An 18,463-nucleotide genomic window follows, 5' to 3' on the forward strand; every position below is an offset into this window, starting at 1 on the left:
TCAGAGAGCGTCCGTACGGTGCGAGACATGGGAACGAAGACAGTGGACGAGACCGGAGCCGAGACGGGCACCGACGCGAAGACCGACGAGGAGAAGGTGGACGTCACCAAGACGGCCGACGCCACTGACTCCACCGACGCCGACGAGGCGACGGAGACCGACGAGCTGGACGAGGAGGTGGCCGCCGAGGCCACGGAAGAGGCGCCCTCCGGCGTCGGCCAGGGCGCGGGCGCGGTCGTCTCCGCGGCGCTCGGCCTCGTGTCCCTGACCGGCGGCTGGATCGGTACGGTCGCCGCCGCCCGCGAGACCCTCGTCGGCCAGCTGGAGACCGCTTCGAACGCGAGCGTCTCCCAGCAGATCAAGGAGGTCTACGGCGACGCCTGGCAGACCTCCGCCCTGTGGGCCGGCGTGTTCGCGCTGGCCGCGCTGATCGTCGGCGTCGTCGTGCTCGCCCGTCCCGCGTTCGGGGCGCCCGGCAAGCCGCAGGCCGTGTGGATCAAGTCGGTCGCCTGGGGCGGCGTCGCACTCGGCGTCATCGGCCTCCTGCTGGCCGTCCTCAAGTACACCGACGCATTGCTCGGCCTGCCCTCAGCAGGCTGAGTCACCGCAGGTCCCGAGGGGCCTCAGAGCCGCCGTAAGCACCTTAGACGGCGCCCTGAGGCCCCTCACGCGCGTCTAAGGCCCCTCGGGCCGTCGAAGATGCGGAACTCTCCCGATGTGGCGGACCCGCCTGGGAGAGGAAGGTTGAGACATCGCCGAAAGCGACGCCAGAAACCACCTCTCACCAGCGAAAACGAGGGTCCATTCATGTACGGGTACGAACTCCACCACATCCGTTCCGCCGAACTGATCCGCAGGGCCGAGCACCAGCGCCTGGTCCGCGAGGCGATCCGTGGCCGCCGCGCGGCCCGCCGCGAGGCCGCGGAGCGCTCCGCGCACGGTTCCGCGGAGACGGAGTCGCATACGTTCCGCCTCCGTCGGCACCGGCCTCCGCGCGCCGCGTGAGGGCCGGCGCCGGTCCGCGGCCATCGGTCGACACCGGGCCGCACTTCCCGACGCCGGGCCGGGCCATCGCAGCGATACCGACTCCGAGCCCGGCAAAAACCGGTGCCCTCCTGTCGGCGCCGCGTGCGATGCTCGGCCCCGTGGAAAACCGGTCAGTCAGCCCCGTGTTCGTCGGTCGCGCAAGCGAGTTGGAGACGCTGAACGACGCGCTCGCCCGTGCCGCCGCGGGCGAGCCGCAGGCATGGGTGATCGGCGGTGAGGCAGGGGTCGGCAAGACCCGCCTCGTCGAGGAGTTCGCGACGGCCGCCGCCCGTGAGGGCGCCGTCGTCGTGCTCGGCGGCTGCGTCGAGATCGGCGCCGACGGCCTGCCGTTCGCCCCGTTCTCCACGGCGCTGCGCGCCCTGCGCCGCGAACTGCCCGACGAACTGACCGCCGCGGCCGCAGGCCAGGAAGAGGAACTGGCCAGGCTGCTCCCCGAGTTGGGCGAGAGCGCCCCTTCGCGAGGGTCGGACCGCTCCGACGAGGAGGGCATGGCCCGCCTCTTCGAACTCACCGCCCGCCTCCTGGAGCGCGTCGCCGCCGGCCGCACGGTCGTCGTGGCCCTGGAGGACCTGCACTGGGCCGACGCCTCCACCCGCCACCTCCTCGCCTATCTCTTCCGCACCCTGCGCACCGGTCGCCTGATCGTCCTCGCCACCTACCGCTCCGACGACATCCACCGCCGCCACCCGCTGCGCCCGCTCCTCGCCGAACTCGACCGGCTGCGCACGGTCCGCCGTATCGAACTCGGCCGCTTCAACCGAGCCGAGGTCGGCCGCCAGATCGCCGGCATCCTCGCCTGCGAACCCGACCCGGCCCAGGTCGACGAGTTCTTCGAACGCTCCGACGGCAACGCCTTCTTCGTCGAGGAACTCGCCGTCGCCGCCCACGAGGGCAGCTGCACCGGCCTCACCGACACCCTGCGCGACCTGCTCCTGGTCCGCGTCGAGGGCCTGCCCGAGAGCGCCCAGCGGGTCGCCCGGATCGTCGCCGAGGGCGGCTCCACGGTCGAGTACCGGCTGCTCGCCGCCGTCGCCCAGCTCGCCGAGGACGACCTCATCGAGGCCCTGCGAGCCGCCGTGGGCGCCAACATCCTCATCGCGGCGCCCGGCGACGACGGCTACCGCTTCCGGCACTCCCTGGTCCGCGAGGCCGTCGGCGACGATCTGCTCCCCGGTGAGCGCTCCCGCCTCAACCGCCGCTACGCCGAGGCCTTGGAGGCCGACCCGACGCTCGTCCCGGCCGGCGAGCGCGTCATGCGGCTGGCCAGCTACTGGTACCACGCCCACGACCCGGCCAAGGCCCTGCCCGCCGTCCTGGACGCCTCCGTCACCGCCCGCCGCCGGCACGCCCACTCCGAGCAACTGCGGCTGCTGGAACGCGCGATGGAGCTCTGGGACTCCGCCCCCGAGGACACCCGCGCCACCCTGCGCCCCGTCGACTACACCGAGGTCTACCCTCCCTGCGGCTGCGACCCCGCCACCACACCCCTGCGCTACCTCGACCTCATGGCCGAGGCCGCCGTCGCCGGACGGCGCTGCGGAGAGCGCGAACGCGCCCTGAAGATCACCAAGCGCGCCCTGCACCTGCTGGAGGAAGAGGGCGATCCTTCCTCAGGCTCTCAACTGCGTTCGGGCAGGGGGGACCCCCAGCGCGCCGCGTGGTTCTGGGTCCAGCGCTCCCGGCTGGTCCAGGCCATGGCCCGCGGCGACGGCTGGAAGGAGCTGGGCACCGCCCAGGAACTCGTGCGCGGCCTGCCGCCGTCCGAGGTGCACGCCGAGGTGCTGGCCACCGCGGCCAACTGGTCGATGCTCCGCGCCCCCGGCCCCGACGCCATGTCGGCCGCCGAACGGGCCGTGGAGTACGCCCGCATGGTGGGCGCCGAGGACATCGAACTCAACGCGCGCCTCACCCTCGGCGTCCTCATGGTCGACGCCGGCGACATCGCGACCGGCCTGGCCCAGATGCACGAGGTCAAGGACGAGGTGCTGGCCCGTGGCCTCACCACCGTGGTGGGCCGCAGCCATGTGAACCTGCCGTCCGTGCTGGAAGGCGTCGGCCGCTCGCAGGACGCCGTCCGCATCCTGCGCGAGGGGCTGCGCCTCACCCAGGAGTGGGGCCTGCGTGACTCCGAGGCGTGGATGTGGTCGAACCTTGCCGAGTCACTGCTCTCCCTGGGCCGCTGGGACGAGGCCGCCGAGGCCGCGAGGAACGCCCAGCGCACGGGCCAGTCCGCCAAGCCGCTCGGTGGCGGCTCCAACCGCCTCGCCCACCTCGCGCTCGCCCGCGGCGACGTCGCCGAGGCCGCCCGCCATCTCGCCGCCGCCCGCACCTCCTACGGCACGCACGACCCCATGCCGCAGAACAACCTGCCGATGTCCTTCCTCGCCCTGGGCATAGCCGCCGCCGAGGGCCGCTTCCTCGACGCCCGAGCCGAAGCCGACCGGGCCCTGAGCGCCGGCTTCCCGCCCGGCACCCAGCGCTACGCCTGGCCGCTGCTGCTGGCCGCCGCCGTCGCCGAGTCCGACGTCCGCGCCCAGGCACTGCCCACCGCCCAGGAGGGCCGCACCGCCTTCCTCGCACGGCTCTTCGAGGCCGTCCGCAAACTCACCACGGGCGCGCCCCTGTGGCTGGCGTACGAGAAGTGGACCCGCGCCGAACTCGACCGTGCCGACGGCCGGACCAGCGCCGACGCATGGTCGGAGGTGGTCACCGCGGTCGAGCCCCTGGAGCGCCCCTACGACCTCGCCCGCGTCCGCCACCGCCTGGCCGAGGCCCTCCTCGCGAGCGGCGGCGACGACGAGCGCGCCCGCGCCACCGAACTGCTCCGCCTGACCCGGGCCACCGCCGCCCACCTGGGCGCCCGCCCACTCGTCGACGCCTCGACCCACCTGGCCCAGCGAGCCCGCCTCACCCTCAGCGTGACCCCGCCCCTGCCCACGGACGACCCCGCCGACTCCCTCGGCCTCACCACCCGCGAACGGGACGTCCTGCGCCTGGTCTCCGCCGGCCGCACCAACCGCCAGATCGCCGAGGAACTCTTCATCTCCCCGAAGACCGCCAGCGTCCATGTGTCGAACATCCTGGGCAAGCTCGGCGTCTCGGGACGGGGTGAGGCGGCGGCGGTGGCGCATCGGCTGAGGCTGTTTCCGGCCGAAACACTCACATCCGGGACGAGCGGCTGAGGTTTACGCTGTAAGGGACGTCAGTGCAGGGAGGGCTTCGTGTTCAACGCGTTCGAGGAACTCTTCGCCCCCGGCCGCAAGCACACCCGGGACGAACAGAACCGCCTGGAACTGACCCGCGAGGACGTCGGCGACAACGACCCCGGGCACGGACCGATAGATCTCGCGTCCGGGAAGGTCATCGTGCGCCCGCCCGAGCCGTCGGGCGAGAAGACCGACGAGGACACCGAGGCCGACGAGGACGGCGGCAAGCAGTAGGCCCGCTCAGGTCACCTGCAGCTCCAGGATCCGGTCGTCCCCGTCCTTGGGGTCACCCCGCCCGTCCGTGTTGCTCGTCATCAGCCACAACTTGTCCCCGCCCGCCGGGACGACCGTCCGCAGCCGGCCGTACTCGCCCTCCAGGAAGGCCTGGGGGTCCGCCGAGGCCTCCGTGCCGTTCAGGGGGATGCGCCACAGCCGCTGGCCCTTCAGGCCCGCCATCCAGAGGGACCCCTCGGCGTGGGCGATGCCGCTCGGGGAGGCGTCGTCGGTGCCCCACTGGGCGAGGGGGTTGTGGAACGCGGTGTCGTCCGACTTGCCCTCGGCCTCCGGCCAGCCGTAGTTGTCACCCGGCTTGATCGCGTTGAGCTCGTCCCAGGTGTCCTGGCCGAACTCGGAGGCGAACAGCCGCTGTTCGGAGTCCCAGGCCAGGCCCTGCACATTGCGGTGGCCGAACGAGTACACAGGGGAGTCGGGGAACGGGTTGCCCGGCGCCGGCTCGCCCTCCGGTGTCAGACGGAGGATCTTGCCGCCCAGGGACTCCTTGTCCTGGGACAGGCCCGTGTCACCGCTCTCCCCGGTGCCCGCGTACAGCATCTTGTCCGGGCCGAAGGCGATCCGGCCGCCGTTGTGGATGTAGCCCTTGGGGATACCCTTGAAGATCGTGTCGGGCGCGCCCAGCTGGTCGCCGGCAGGCCGCTGCTCGTCGTACAGCATGCGGACGATGCGGTTGTCCGAGGCCGAGGTGAAGTACGCGTAGACCATGTGGTCCGAGGCGTAGTCCGGGGACAGCGCCAGGCCCATCAGCCCGCCCTCGCCCGCCGGGGACACCCCGGCCACCTCGCCCAGCTCGGTCTTCTTGCCCGTCTCGCCGTCGACACGGGTGATCGTGGCGTCGTCGCGGGAGGAGACGAGCAGGTCGCCGTCCGGGAGCGGGGCCAGGCCCCACGGGGTGTTCAAGCCCTCGGCGACCGTGCGCACCACCTTGACCGAGCCCTGCGCCGGTGGGGTCTCGGCCGCCTGCGCGGTGGGCGAGGCCGTGGTCCTGCTCGGTGCACTGTCTCCGCCCTTGGCCGGCGAGTCCCCGTCGTCGGAGGAACAGCCGGCCGTCAGCAGGAGTGCAGCCGCGGCCAGTACGGCCGACACAACTCGACGTTGCACGATCACGGTCCCTTCGATGCGGCGGGTTCTACTGTTCTTACACCGCTCGCGCCTCAGAGGTTCCCGATCCATGAACCCTGAATCAGCGACGCCCCCGGGTCGTTTCCCGCCAGGGCCGCAGAACCCTCGCGGCGTCAGTCCCAGGATCCCCGCGCCCTGGGCAGCTCCGCCACCTCGGCCAGGTCCTGTGGGGTCAGCCGCAGCGCCCCGGCCCCCGCGTTCTCCATCACCCAGCGTTCCTGCTTGGTCCCCGGTATCGCGACGACGTGCCGTCCCTGGGCCAGCACCCACGCCAGCGCCACCTGCGCCGACGTGACCTGCTCCCCGTGGCGGGCCGCGACGCGGCGCAGGCCGGCCACGATCGGCTGGTTCGCCGCCATCATCTCCGCGGTGAAGCGGGGATGCCGGGCGCGCACGTCGTCCGGTTCGAAGCCCTGGCCCGGGGTGAGCGTGCCGGTGAGGAAGCCGTTGCCCAGCGGCATCGCCGCCAGGAAGCCGACGCCGCGGGCCTCGCACCACGGCAGCAGCGCCTCCAGTGCCTCCGGCGACCACACCGACAGCTCGGCCTGCACGGCGCTCACCGGGAAGACCTGCTGCACCCGCTGCAACTGCCGGATCGTCGCGTCGTGCAGGCGCGTTCCGAGGCGGCGGCCGCCTCGCGCGCCCACCGCGCACAGCCCCAACGCCCGTACCTTTCCCGCCCGGACGAGGTCCGCCATCGCGCCCCACGTCTCCTCGACGGGCACTTCGGGGTCGGCGCGGTGCAGTTGGTAGAGGTCGATCACATCCGTCTGAAGGCGGCGCAAAGAGGCGTCGCAGGCCCGCTTCACATAGCCGGGGCGGCCGTTGGCCACGATGTGCTGTTCGCCGACCAGCAGGCCGACCTTGGTCGACACGAACGCGTCCTGGCGGCGCTCCTTCAACACCCGCCCCACCAGCAGCTCGTTGGTGAACGGGCCGTACATGTCGGCCGTGTCCAGCAGCGTCGAGCCCAGATCGAGCGCCCGGTGCACCGCCCTGACCGACTCCTCGCCCCGCTGCCGCGACGAGCTGTAGGCCCAGCTCATCGGCATGCACCCGAGCCCGACGGCTCCCACCGCGAGTGCCGCCGCGCCGATCGTCCTGCGCTCCACCTGGCCGTAACCCTCCCTCTTCCGGCACCCCAACCTAACCTCTGCGCTCAAGTTCCCTGACATAGCCTCCTGACCATGACTGCTGACGTCTGGCTCCCCATCCCGCCGCAGGAGATCGAGGGCCTCCCCGAAGGCCCCCACTACCGCTTCTGGAACGGCGCCGAGGACTTCCCCGCAGACCCGGCCGAGTGCGCCTTCTACGTCGTCCCGTACATGAAGCCGCCCGGGCTCGGGCAGCGTCCCCTGTCGCAGATGTCCAACGTGGAGGTCGTGCAGACGCTCTCCGCCGGCACCGACCACGTCGAGCCCGGCCTCAGGCATCTGCGGCCCGGCGTACGGCTGTGCAACGCACGCGGGGTGCACGAGGCGAGCACCGCCGAGCTCACGCTCACGCTGATCCTCGCCTCGCTGCGCGGCGTTCCCGACTTCGTGCGGGCGCAGGAGCGGGGGGAGTGGCTCGGCGGGTTCCGTCCCGCATTGGCGGACAAGAACGTCCTCATCGTGGGATACGGCTCGATCGGGGCCGCCATCGAGGACCGGCTCGCGCCCTTTGAGCTCGCGCGGGTGGCGCGCGTCGCGCGCTCTGAGCGCACCACGGCGCGCGGCGTTGTGCATCCGCTCACCGAACTGCCCGCTCTGCTTCCGGAAGCCGACGTCGTCATCCTGTCCACGCCCTTGACGGACGCCACCCGGCACCTGGTCGACGCGGACTTCCTGGCCCGGATGAAGGACGGTGCGCTGCTGGTCAACGTCGCACGTGGGGGCGTCGTGGACACCAAGGCGCTGCTGGCCGCGCTGGAGAGCGGGCGCGTCACCGCCGCCCTGGACGTCACCGACCCCGAGCCGCTGCCTCAGGACCACCCGCTGTGGCAGGCCCCGGGAGTCCTGATCAGCCCTCATGTGGGCGGTCCGACATCGGCGTTCCTGCCGCGCGCCAAGCGGCTGCTGGTGGACCAGTTGAGTCGTTATGTGAACCGGGAGCCCCTGCGCAACGTGATCCTTACGACGGGCACGACGCACGCGTGACGCTCACGGGTTGACTATCGCGCGGGTGCCGCGCGTGTCGTGCGTAACAGGCCCATAATCCGGTTCGAGTACCGTCCGCAACCTCCCGGAAGCGGTCCGTACTCGCATATGCGCTGGTCGTCACGGAGCGTAGAGATGCTATGTCCCTGAGTGACGAGACTGGTGTATCGTCCCGACAGGGGCAGCGCCGCGTACTTTCGGCGCCGGGGATGGACATTTCAGATTTGTGAGGGGGGCGACGGGCGATGCACGGCCTATGGACGAGCGATCGGACGCGACGGGGCCGTCGGCGGCGACCCTGGCGAGCGGCCGCGCGCAGACGCGGTCACCACGGCACCCACGGCTGCCGTCACAACCATCACCACCGCAGGCACAGCAGCCGCAGGCGGCATGAGCACCCAGCGGGGCGGGACCCTCGGGACCCGCGAGCGGCGCGGACCGGGAGGGTCCGGTGAGCTCGCCACCGCCCCCCACGACGACGCTCGACGGAGCGCTGCGCGCCCAGCGCCCGTCGGCGGTGACACTGCCTCGTCCCTCGTCGAGCGGCAACGGCTCGGGACTGTTTCCGCAACTCGCTCTGGCCCTGGTGTGCGCGGGATACGCCGTCGGTTCCGCGGTCGGCTGGGGTTCGGACCAAGTCGCGCTGGTCATGGGTGACTTCGGGCTGGCCGCCGCGGCGGGCGCCGCCGCCGTGTCCTGCTTCCGCTACGCCCGCAGGGGCCGTATCCGCTTTCGCCCCGCATGGCTGCTGTTCGCGCTCTCCTCGGCCATGGCGGCCCTCGGCAACCTGGTCTGGGGGTGGTACGAGGTCGTCCTGGAGCTGCCCGTGCCCAGCCCCTCGTACGCCGACGGGTTCTTCCTGTGCTTCGCGCCGCCCGCCATCGTGGGACTCCTGGTGCTCGCCAAGCGCCCGGTGACCAAGGCCGGCTGGGTCTGTCTCGGGCTGGACGCCTGGCTGATCGGCGGCTCGCTGCTGACGCTGGCGTGGAGCCTCGCGCTGGCCCAGGCGGCCAAGATCGACTCCAGTGGAGGGGCGAGCGTGGCGCACACCGCGCTCTCGCTGGCCTACCCGCTGCTCGACATCGCGCTGGTCAGCATGGTGCTCGCGCTGCACTTCCGGCGCTCCTCGGCCAACCGCACCGCGGTCAACACCGCGATCGGGGCGCTCGCACTGACCGTGATGTGCGACGCCCTGTTCACCTCGCCCCTGCTGCACAACAACTACCGCTCCGGCCAGCTGCTCGACGCGGGCTGGTTCGCCGGCTCGCTGCTCCTGGCCTACGCCCCGTGGGCCCAGCCCCGGAACGGGCAGGAGGAGTGCGACCGGCACGGCACATCGGGGCACACGCGCGTGGTGCACGAGCACCTGCCGGGCCAGCGCTCCGGAAGCCATCACCACACACCCCCGCAGGGAGGTGATCACACCCGGTACCCGGTCACCCGCCCGATCGCGGGCTCCCTGGCCGCGCTCACCCCGTACCTCGCCGCCGCCGTCTGCACCCTGGGGATCCTCTACAACGTCCTCAACGGCCGCAGCGTCGACCGCGTGGTGCTCATCACCGGTGGCACCGTCGTGCTGGCGCTCGTGGTGCGCCAGGGCATCATGCTGCTCGACAACATCACCCTCACCCAGGAACTGGCGCAGAAGGAGAACCACTTCCGCTCCCTGGTGCAGGGCTCCAGCGACGTCATCATGATCGCCGCGCCCAACGGCATCCTCCGGTACGTCTCCCCGGCCGCCGCCGGGGTCTACGGCCGCCCCGCCGAGGACCTGGTGGGTACGGAACTGGCCAATCTCATCCACCCGGAGGACCTGGGCTGCGTGGTGCACGAGGTGCGCCGCTTCCTCGCCGCCAGCCCACTCGAGGAACCCACTACGCGCATCGAGTGCCGCTTCCGGTCCGGCGAGGACCGCTGGCTCAACGTCGAGTCGACCGTCAACCGGCACCACGGCGGCCTCATCTTCAACAGCCGGGACGTGACCGAAAGAGTGCGCCTCCAGGCGCAGCTCCAGCACAACGCCGAGCACGACCCGCTCACCGACCTGCCCAACCGCGCGCTGTTCACCCAGCGCGTCCAGCAGGCCCTGTCCGGCCGCCGGGCCTCCGACCGGGGCATCGCCCTGCGCAACACGGCCGTCCTCTTCATCGACCTCGACGGCTTCAAGGGCGTCAACGACACCATCGGACACCAGGCCGGCGACGAGCTGCTCGTCCAGGCAGCCCGCAGACTCCATGAGGCGGTCCGGCAGGGCGACACGGCCTCCCGGCTGGGCGGCGACGAGTTCGCGGCCCTGATCGTCGGGGACAACACCCGTGACCGCGCCGCCCGTGAACGCCACATCCTGGAGCTCGCCGACCGCCTCAGGCTGACGCTGTCGCAGCCCTACCTCATCGACGGCAACGATGTCCGGGTCAACGCCTCCATCGGCGTCGCCTTCGCCGAACCGGGCCTCGGCGCGGGGGAGTTGCTGCGCAACGCCGACCTGGCGATGTACCGCGCCAAGGCGAGCGGCAAGGGACGCGTCGAGCTCTACAAGCCGCAGATGCAGCAGGACGTCGTACGCAAGGCCGAGCTGGCCACGCGCCTGCGGGCCGCGCTGCACGACGGCGAGTTCGCGCTGCTGCACCAGCCCGTGGTGTGCCTGGCGGACGGCCGGATCACGTCGGTCGCCGCCCAGGCGCGCTGGCGGTCCTCGCAAGGGGTGCTGTTCACGCCCGCCGAGTTCCTGCGGGTGGCCGAGGACAGCGACAAGACCGCCGAGCTGGGCCGCTGGATGCTGGAGGAGGCCGTCGAGCAGGCCGCCGAGCGCACCGCGACCGGGCTCGCCGTACCCGTCGCGGTACGGATGGGCGCGCGCCGGCTGCTGGACCGGTCGATGCCGCTCGGGTCGATCGAGGCGCTGCTGACCCGGCACGGGCTGCCGTCCGGGTCGCTGGTCATCGAGCTGTCCGATCTCGACCCACGGATCTCGCTGGACGATCTGGAGCGCCGCCTGAGCGGCCTGCGCAGACTCGGTGTCCGGGTAGCCCTGGACGGCTTCGGCAGCGGGTACGCGGCGATCACCGCACTGCGCAGGCTCCCCGTCGACGTCCTCAAGCTCGATCGCGGTCTGGTCGAGGGCGTCGTCGAGTCCGCGCGGCTGCACAAGATCACCAGCGGGCTGCTGCGGATCGCCACCGACCTCGGGCTGCAGTCCGTGGCCGACGGCGTGGACCTGCCGGAGCAGGTCGTCGCACTGCGGGCGATGGGGTGCATGCACGGGCAGGGCATGGCGTTCTCCGGGCCACTGGACGAGTACCGGCTGCGCCGGGCGCTCAGTTCCGGCCACTATCCGGTACCGCACGGGCCGGCCGAGCCCGCGTTCGCCGGTGGGGGCGCGGGGGTGTACACCAGTGGTGTCCCCGTTGTTCTCGGAGGCGGCAGTGCCCTTCGCTCACATAATGAGACTCCCGTCCCACCTACTTGACAGTGGGTGGGCGCCGGGGGGAGGGTCAGTGCCATGCGCACCCGAATTCTCGTACTTGGAAAGCGCGTCGGCTGAAGCTGGTGACGTCCGGACAGACCCGGAACTCCCAGCGACCACCACCGGCGCGCTCCCCTCGCTTGCCTTACGGCACGAGGGGTTTTTTGTTGCACAGGCACCAGTCGTGCAGCATCGAAACTCCGCTCAAACTTCGCAAAAACCCTCAGCATCGAGAAGAGAATGCCGATGACCGAGCAGGCCACCGGGGCCCATAATCCGCAGCCGCGGCCCCGATCCGGAGGACACCAGTCCGCGCCCGAGCACGTCACGGGTGCGCAGTCCCTCATCCGTTCGCTCGAGGAGGTCGGCGCCGACACGGTATTCGGCATTCCCGGTGGTGCGATCCTCCCGGCGTACGACCCGCTGATGGACTCCACCAGGGTGCGCCACGTCCTGGTCCGGCACGAGCAGGGCGCCGGTCACGCCGCCACCGGCTATGCGCAGGCCACCGGCCGGGTCGGCGTCTGCATGGCGACCTCGGGACCGGGCGCCACCAACCTGGTCACGCCGATCGCCGACGCGCACATGGACTCCGTGCCGATGGTCGCGATCACCGGCCAGGTCGCCTCCAAGGCGATCGGCACGGACGCCTTCCAGGAGGCGGACATCGTCGGCATCACCATGCCGATCACCAAGCACAACTTCCTGGTCACCAAGGCCGAGGACATCCCCCGGGTGATCGCGCAGGCGTTCCACATCGCCTCCACCGGCCGCCCCGGTCCGGTCCTGGTCGACATCGCCAAGGACGCCCTGCAGGCGAAGACCACGTTCTCCTGGCCGCCCGTCATGGACCTGCCCGGCTACCGGCCCGTCACCAAGCCGCACGCCAAGCAGATCCGCGAGGCCGCCAAGCTGATCACCGCCGCCAAGAGGCCCGTCCTCTACGTCGGCGGCGGCGTCATCAAGGCCGGTGCCACCACTGAGCTGAAGGTCCTCGCCGAACTCACCGGAGCGCCCGTCACCACCACCCTGATGGCGCTCGGCGCATTCCCCGACAGCCACCCGCTGCACGTGGGAATGCCGGGCATGCACGGTGCGGTCACCGCCGTCACCGCGCTGCAGAAGGCCGACCTGATCGTCGCCCTCGGAGCCCGCTTCGACGACCGCGTCACCGGCAAGCTGGACAGCTTCGCCCCGTATGCCAAGATCGTCCACGCCGACATCGACCCCGCGGAGATCGGCAAGAACCGCGCCGCCGACGTGCCGATCGTCGGTGACGCCCGCGAGGTCATCGCCGACCTGGTCCAGGCCGTCCAGAAGGAGCACGCCGAGGGCCACAAGGGCGACTACACCGCCTGGTGGAAGGACCTGAGCCGCTGGCGCGACACCTACCCGCTCGGCTACGACCAGCCCGAGGACGGCTCGCTGTCCCCGCAGCAGGTCATCGAGCGGATCGGTCAACTCGCCCCCGAGGGGACGGTGTTCGCGGCGGGCGTCGGCCAGCACCAGATGTGGGCCGCGCACTTCGTCCAGTACGAGAAGCCCGCGACCTGGCTGAACTCCGGCGGCGCCGGGACGATGGGCTACGCGGTCCCGGCCGCGATGGGCGCCAAGGCCGGAGTGCCGGAGAAGGCGGTCTGGGCGATCGACGGCGACGGCTGCTTTCAGATGACCAATCAGGAACTCACCACCTGCGCCCTGAACAACATCCCGATCAAGGTCGCCATCATCAACAACGGCGCCCTCGGGATGGTCCGCCAGTGGCAGACCCTCTTCTACAACCAGCGCTACTCCAACACCGTGCTGCACAGCGGCCCCGAGGCCGACGGCAAGCAGCCCAGCGCCGGCACCCGCGTCCCCGACTTCGTGAAGCTGTCGGAGGCCATGGGCTGCTACGCGATCCGGTGCGAGAACCCGGCCGACCTCGACAAGGTCATCGAAGAGGCGAACTCCATCAACGACCGTCCGGTCGTCGTCGACTTCATCGTCCACGAGGACGCGATGGTGTGGCCGATGGTCGCCGCCGGCACCTCCAACGACGAGATCATGGCCGCCCGGGACGTCCGCCCCGACTTCGGCGACAACGAAGACGACTGAGCGAGAGAGACGTAAAAAGACCATGTCCAAGCACACGCTCTCCGTCCTGGTGGAGAACACGCCGGGCATCCTCGCCCGGATCGCCGCCCTGTTCTCCCGGCGCGGCTTCAACATCGACTCGCTCGCGGTCGGCGTCACCGAGCACCCGGAGATCTCCCGTATCACCATCGTGGTGAACGTGATCGAGGACCTGCCGCTGGAGCAGGTGACCAAGCAGCTCAACAAGCTCGTCAACGTGCTCAAGATCGTTGAGCTGGAAGCGGGTTCGGCTGTTCAGCGCGAACTCGTTCTGGTGAAGGTGCGGGCCGACAACGAGACCCGCTCCCAGATCGTCGAGATCGTCCAGCTGTTCCGCGCCAAGACCGTCGACGTCTCCCCGGAGGCCGTCACCATCGAGGCCACCGGCTCCAGCGACAAGCTGGAGGCCATGCTGAAGATGCTGGAGCCGTTCGGCATCAAGGAGCTCGTCCAGTCCGGCACGATCGCGATCGGACGTGGCGCGCGTTCGATCACGGACCGGTCGCTGCGCGCCCTCGACCGGTCGGCGTAGCCACGCTTTCGGGCGGCCGGGGGGAAACCGGCCGCCCGTATTCCGAGACCCTGCGACTTCCCCCACCGCCACCGTCATACGGTGGGACGCAACATCTGCACACAAGGAGAGAACCCAAAGTGGCCGAGCTGTTCTACGACGCCGACTCCGACCTGTCCATCATCCAGGGCCGCAAGGTCGCGGTCATCGGATACGGCAGCCAGGGCCACGCCCACGCGCTGTCGCTCCGTGACTCGGGTGTCGACGTGCGTGTCGGTCTGCACGAGGGCTCCAAGTCCAAGGCGAAGGCCGAGGAGCAGGGCCTGCGCGTGGTGACGCCGTCGGAGGCCGCCGCCGAGGCCGACGTCATCATGATCCTGGTGCCGGACCCGATCCAGGGCCAGGTCTACGAGGAGCACATCGCCCCGAACCTGAACGACGGCGACGCCCTGTTCTTCGGTCACGGCTTCAACATCCGCTTCGGCTTCATCAAGCCCCCGGCCGGCGTCGACGTCTGCATGGTCGCCCCGAAGGGCCCGGGCCACCTGGTCCGCCGCCAGTACGAGGAGGGCCGCGGCGTTCCCTGTATCGCGGCCGTCGAGCAGGACGCCTCCGGCAACGCCTTCGCGCTCGCCCTGTCGTACGCCAAGGGCATCGGCGGCACCCGCGCCGGCGTCATCAAGACGACCTTCACCGAGGAGACCGAGACCGACCTGTTCGGTGAGCAGGCCGTCCTCTGTGGTGGTACGGCCGCGCTGGTCAAGGCCGGTTTCGAGACGCTGACCGAGGCCGGCTACCAGCCGGAGATCGCGTACTTCGAGTGCCTGCACGAGCTGAAGCTGATCGTGGACCTCATGTACGAGGGCGGCCTGGAGAAGATGCGCTGGTCGATCTCCGAGACCGCCGAGTGGGGCGACTACGTCACCGGCCCGCGGATCATCACCGACGCCACCAAGGCCGAGATGAAGCAGGTCCTCGCCGAGATCCAGGACGGCACCTTCGCCCAGGCCTGGATGGACGAGTACCACGGCGGTCTGAAGAAGTACAACGAGTACAAGAAGCAGGACTCCGAGCACCTGCTTGAGACCACCGGCAAGGAGCTGCGCAAGCTCATGAGCTGGGTGAACGAGGAGGCGTAAGCCTCATTTGACGGGGCCGGAGCGTGCTGCTCCGGCCCCGTTGTCCAACCCGTCGCATCACGGACGGGTGATCCTTCCGCGGAGGCGCAAGACGCCTCTCACCGCGCCACTACACTGCCTTACTACATACGCGTCAGGCCCACAGCGTCGTGCGTCTTCCACGCGGCTAGCAACCCTCCACCGCCTGCGGCCGTCGGGACGGCCGTCCGCATTGGACTTGTGAGGACTCACGTGAGCTCGAAACCCGTCGTACTCATCGCTGAAGAGCTGTCGCCTGCCACCGTCGACGCGCTCGGCCCCGACTTCGAGATCCGGCACTGCAACGGAGCGGACCGAGCCGAGCTGCTCCCGGCCATCGCCGAGGTCGACGCGATCCTGATCCGCTCCGCCACCAAGGTCGACGCCGAGGCGGTCGCCGCGGCGAAGAAGCTCAAGGTCGTCGCACGAGCCGGCGTCGGCCTGGACAACGTCGACGTCTCCGCCGCCACCAAGGCCGGCGTCATGGTCGTCAACGCCCCCACCTCGAACATCGTGACCGCCGCCGAGCTGGCCTGCGGTCTGCTCGTCGCCACCGCCCGCCACATTCCGCAGGCCAACGCCGCGCTGAAGAACGGCGAGTGGAAGCGCAGCAAGTACACGGGTGTGGAGCTGGCCGAGAAGACCCTGGGTGTCGTGGGTCTGGGACGGATCGGTGCGCTGGTCGCCCAGCGCATGTCCGGCTTCGGCATGAAGGTCGTCGCCTACGACCCCTACATCCAGCCCGCGCGCGCCGCGCAGATGGGCGTCAAGGTGCTGTCGCTTGACGAGCTGCTCGAGGTCTCCGACTTCATCACCGTCCACCTGCCCAAGACCCCCGAGACCGTCGGCCTCATCGGCGACGAGGCGCTGCGCAAGGTCAAGCCGAGCGTGCGGATCGTGAACGCCGCGCGCGGCGGGATCGTCGACGAGGAGGCGCTGTACTCCGCCCTCAAGGAGGGCCGGGTCGCCGGTGCCGGTCTGGACGTGTACGCGAAGGAGCCCTGCACGGACTCCCCGCTCTTCGAGTTCGACCAGGTCGTCGCCACCCCGCACCTCGGTGCCTCCACCGACGAGGCGCAGGAGAAGGCCGGTATCGCCGTCGCCAAGTCGGTGCGCCTCGCGCTCGCCGGTGAGCTGGTCCCGGACGCGGTGAACGTCCAGGGCGGTGTCATCGCCGAGGACGTCAAGCCGGGTCTGCCGCTCGCCGAGCGCCTCGGCCGGATCTTCACGGCGCTCGCCGGTGAGGTCGCGGTCCGCCTCGACGTCGAGGTGTACGGCGAGATCACGCAGCACGACGTGAAGGTGCTGGAGCTCAGCGCCCTCAAGGGTGTCTTCGAGGACGTGGTCGACGAGACCGTGTCGTACGTCAACGCCCCGCTGTTCGCCCAGGAGCGTGGCGTCGAGGTGCGGCTGACGACCAGCTCGGAGGCGACCGACCACCGCAACGTCGTCACCGTGCGCGGCACGCTGTCGAACGGCGAGGAGGTGTCGGTGTCCGGCACGCTGGCCGGCCCCAAGCACCTGCAGAAGATCGTCGCGGTCGGCGAGTACGACGTGGACCTCGCGCTGGCCGACCACATGGCCGTGCTGCGGTACGAGGACCGTCCGGGTGTCGTCGGCACCGTCGGCCGGATCCTCGGCGAGGCCGGGATCAACATCGCCGGTATGCAGGTGTCGCGTGCGGTCGCCGGTGGCGAGGCGCTGGCCGTCCTGACCGTCGATGACACGGTGCCCTCCGGGGTGCTGGCCGAGGTCGCGGCGGAGATCGGGGCGACGTCCGCTCGTGCCGTGAACCTGACCTGAGTAGACGGTGACTGGGGGCTGCCGCCCCCAGACCCCCGCTTCGGCCCTGAAGGGGCCTCGTCCTCAAACGCCGGACGAGCTGAGGTGACTCGGCTCGTCCGGCGTTTCGCATGCCGGCTCCCGCACCTCGACCCGCCGCAGCGTGACCGCCGCCAGCACCGCCGCTCCCACCAGCAGCAGCGCCCCCGCGATCGCCGCGCCCTGCATCCCGCTGGTGAACGCCTCGCGCGCGACCGTGGCAAGACCCGGGACCTGATCGGCGACCGCCAGTGCTCCGCCCAGCGTCTCGCGGGCCGCGTCCGGGGCCGAGTCCGGGATGTCGTGACGGTAGATCGCCGTACCGATCGAGCCGAGCACCGCCATGCCCAGCGCGCCGCCGAACTCTCCGCCGGTCTCCATCAGGGAGGACGCGGCGCCGGCCCGCTCCACCGGGGCGGTGCCCATCGCGAGGTCCATGATCTGGGACATCACCGTGACGCCTCCGACGGCCAGCACCGCGCACGAGGTCAGCACCAGCCACATCGAGTCCGTTCCGGCGAGGGCCAGCAGCGCGAAGCCGGCCGCGGCGATCACGAAGCCCGCCGTGACGACGTGGGCCCGATCGACGCCCTTCTGCACCAGCTGGGTCGCGATCGGACCCGCCGCCCCGATCGGCACCGACGGCAGCAGCGCCCACAGGGCCGCCTCCAGCGCGCCCATGCCGAGCACCGACTGCAAGTACTGCGTGGTGAAGTACGACGAGCCCATCACCGCGAACATGCAGACGAGGTTCAGGGCCACCGATGGCGCGAAGCCGCGCCCCCGGAACAGGGCCGGGGAGATCATCGGTGAGGTGCCGGTGCGCTGGCGGTGCACGAAGAGCGCCGCGAACAGCAGGCCGACGGTGATCGAGACGACGTAGCGGACGTTCCAGCCCTCGGAGGGAATCTCCTTCAGGCCGTAGACCACGGGGAGCACGGCCGCCAGCGACAGGGGGACGCTCAGCAGGTCGAAGCGGCCGGGGGCCGGGTTCTTCGACTCGGGGAGCAGGAGCGGGCCGAGGATCAGCAGAAGCGCCATCGCGGGCAGGTTGACCAGGAAGACCGAGCCCCACCAGAAGTGCTCGACCAGCACGCCGCTCATCACCGAGCCCAGCGCGATCCCGCCGGTCATGACGCCGGACCACACGCCGATCGCCTTCGCGCGCTGGCCGGGGTCGGTGAACATCGTGCGGAGCATGGCCATCGTCGACGGCATCAGGGTCGCGCCGCCGATGCCGAGGGCCGCGCGGGCCGCGATCAGCATCTCGGCGCTGTTCGCGTACGCCGCCGTCAGTGAGGCGGTGCCGAAGGCGGCGGCGCCGATCAGCAGGAGCCGGCGGTGGCCGATGCGGTCGCCGAGCGAACCCATCGTCATCAACAGGCCCGCCAGGACGAAGGCGTAGATGTCGAAGATCCACAGCTGCTGGGTGCCGCTCGGCTCCAGGTCCGCGCTGATCGCCGGGATCGCGAAGTAGAGGACCGAGACGTCCATCGAGACCAGCAGCAGCGGCAGCATCAGCACGCCCAGGGCGGTCCATTCGCGGCGGCCGGCGCGGGATGTGCTCGTCGGGTTCGTTGTCATGC

General features: G+C 70.8%; 13 protein-coding genes. 10 read left to right on the forward strand and 3 right to left on the reverse strand.

The features are described from left to right. The first annotated feature begins 27 nt into the window (after positions 1–27). The 4 genes from OG254_RS33890 (at position 28) to OG254_RS33905 (ending at position 4,487) form a co-directional block, all read left to right on the forward strand. Positions 28–600, forward strand: a complete 573-nt coding sequence (locus tag OG254_RS33890; protein WP_147993901.1) for a hypothetical protein — start codon at positions 28–30, stop codon at positions 598–600. Positions 601–807: 207 nt separating this feature from the next. Then, positions 808–1,005 (forward strand): hypothetical protein, encoded by a 198-nt coding sequence (locus OG254_RS33895; protein WP_405589390.1) that lies wholly within the window; start codon positions 808–810, stop codon positions 1,003–1,005. A 128-nt stretch (positions 1,006–1,133) separates the two neighbouring features. After that, complete coding sequence (locus OG254_RS33900) at positions 1,134–4,229, forward strand: AAA family ATPase (RefSeq protein WP_405589393.1); 3,096 nt, start codon at positions 1,134–1,136, stop codon at positions 4,227–4,229. A 39-nt stretch (positions 4,230–4,268) separates the two neighbouring features. Beyond that, positions 4,269–4,487 (forward strand): DUF6191 domain-containing protein, encoded by a 219-nt coding sequence (locus OG254_RS33905; protein WP_147993904.1) that lies wholly within the window; start codon positions 4,269–4,271, stop codon positions 4,485–4,487. A gap of 6 nt (positions 4,488–4,493) precedes the next feature. Here OG254_RS33905 and OG254_RS33910 read toward each other — a convergent pair whose 3' ends face one another. Both OG254_RS33910 and OG254_RS33915 read right to left on the reverse strand, forming a co-directional pair. Next, the gene (locus tag OG254_RS33910; protein WP_405589396.1) at positions 4,494–5,654 is read right to left on the reverse strand and encodes a PQQ-dependent sugar dehydrogenase; all 1,161 of its coding nucleotides are present in this window, start codon (positions 5,652–5,654) and stop codon (positions 4,494–4,496) included. Between the two features lie 128 nt (positions 5,655–5,782). Then, positions 5,783–6,781, reverse strand: coding sequence for an aldo/keto reductase (locus tag OG254_RS33915; RefSeq protein ID WP_405589399.1), 999 nt, complete (start codon positions 6,779–6,781; stop codon positions 5,783–5,785). 75 nt (positions 6,782–6,856) lie between these two features. Here OG254_RS33915 and OG254_RS33920 point away from each other — a divergent pair, with 75 nt between their 5' ends. The 6 genes from OG254_RS33920 to serA all read left to right on the forward strand — a co-directional run bounded on the left by OG254_RS33920 (position 6,857) and on the right by serA (position 16,859). Beyond that, a complete protein-coding gene (locus OG254_RS33920) occupies positions 6,857–7,807 on the forward strand; it encodes a 2-hydroxyacid dehydrogenase (RefSeq protein ID WP_405589401.1) in 951 nt (316 codons plus the stop codon). 451 nt (positions 7,808–8,258) lie between these two features. Further along, positions 8,259–11,276: a putative bifunctional diguanylate cyclase/phosphodiesterase gene (locus OG254_RS33925; RefSeq protein WP_405589404.1), complete on the forward strand. Its 3,018-nt coding sequence runs from the start codon at positions 8,259–8,261 to the stop codon at positions 11,274–11,276. Between the two features lie 237 nt (positions 11,277–11,513). Beyond that, positions 11,514–13,370 carry an acetolactate synthase large subunit gene (locus OG254_RS33930; RefSeq protein WP_351188212.1) on the forward strand — a complete coding sequence of 619 codons (1,857 nt, stop codon included), beginning with the start codon at positions 11,514–11,516 and terminating at the stop codon, positions 13,368–13,370. 22 nt (positions 13,371–13,392) lie between these two features. Further along, on the forward strand, positions 13,393–13,920 hold the full coding sequence (gene ilvN / locus OG254_RS33935) for an acetolactate synthase small subunit (protein WP_147993910.1): 528 nt from the start codon (positions 13,393–13,395) through the stop codon (positions 13,918–13,920). Positions 13,921–14,039: 119 nt separating this feature from the next. Beyond that, complete coding sequence (gene ilvC / locus OG254_RS33940) at positions 14,040–15,038, forward strand: ketol-acid reductoisomerase (RefSeq protein WP_351188214.1); 999 nt, start codon at positions 14,040–14,042, stop codon at positions 15,036–15,038. 231 nt (positions 15,039–15,269) lie between these two features. Continuing rightward, positions 15,270–16,859 (forward strand): phosphoglycerate dehydrogenase, encoded by a 1,590-nt coding sequence (gene serA / locus OG254_RS33945; protein WP_405589408.1) that lies wholly within the window; start codon positions 15,270–15,272, stop codon positions 16,857–16,859. A gap of 63 nt (positions 16,860–16,922) precedes the next feature. Here serA and OG254_RS33950 read toward each other — a convergent pair whose 3' ends face one another. Beyond that, positions 16,923–18,461, reverse strand: coding sequence for an MFS transporter (locus OG254_RS33950; protein WP_405589410.1), 1,539 nt, complete (start codon positions 18,459–18,461; stop codon positions 16,923–16,925). Positions 18,462–18,463 lie beyond the last annotated feature (2 nt).

It is taken from the genome of Streptomyces sp. NBC_01092, from assembly GCF_045039535.1.
GTDB lineage: Bacteria > Actinomycetota > Actinomycetes > Streptomycetales > Streptomycetaceae > Streptomyces.

What these genes read in the sequence shown, in the direction of transcription:
- OG254_RS33890 (WP_147993901.1), top strand. Translation starts at nt 28, where the DNA reads ATGGGAACGAAGACAGTGGACGAGACCGGAGCCGAGACGGGCACCGAC.
- OG254_RS33895 (WP_405589390.1), top strand. Translation starts at nt 808, where the DNA reads ATGTACGGGTACGAACTCCACCACATCCGTTCCGCCGAACTGATCCGC.
- OG254_RS33900 (WP_405589393.1), top strand. Translation starts at nt 1,134, where the DNA reads ATGCTCGGCCCCGTGGAAAACCGGTCAGTCAGCCCCGTGTTCGTCGGT.
- OG254_RS33920 (WP_405589401.1), top strand. Translation starts at nt 6,857, where the DNA reads ATGACTGCTGACGTCTGGCTCCCCATCCCGCCGCAGGAGATCGAGGGC.
- OG254_RS33930 (WP_351188212.1), top strand. Translation starts at nt 11,514, where the DNA reads ATGCCGATGACCGAGCAGGCCACCGGGGCCCATAATCCGCAGCCGCGG.
- ilvN (WP_147993910.1), top strand. Translation starts at nt 13,393, where the DNA reads ATGTCCAAGCACACGCTCTCCGTCCTGGTGGAGAACACGCCGGGCATC.
- OG254_RS33950 (WP_405589410.1), bottom strand. Translation starts at nt 18,461, where the DNA reads ATGACAACGAACCCGACGAGCACATCCCGCGCCGGCCGCCGCGAATGG.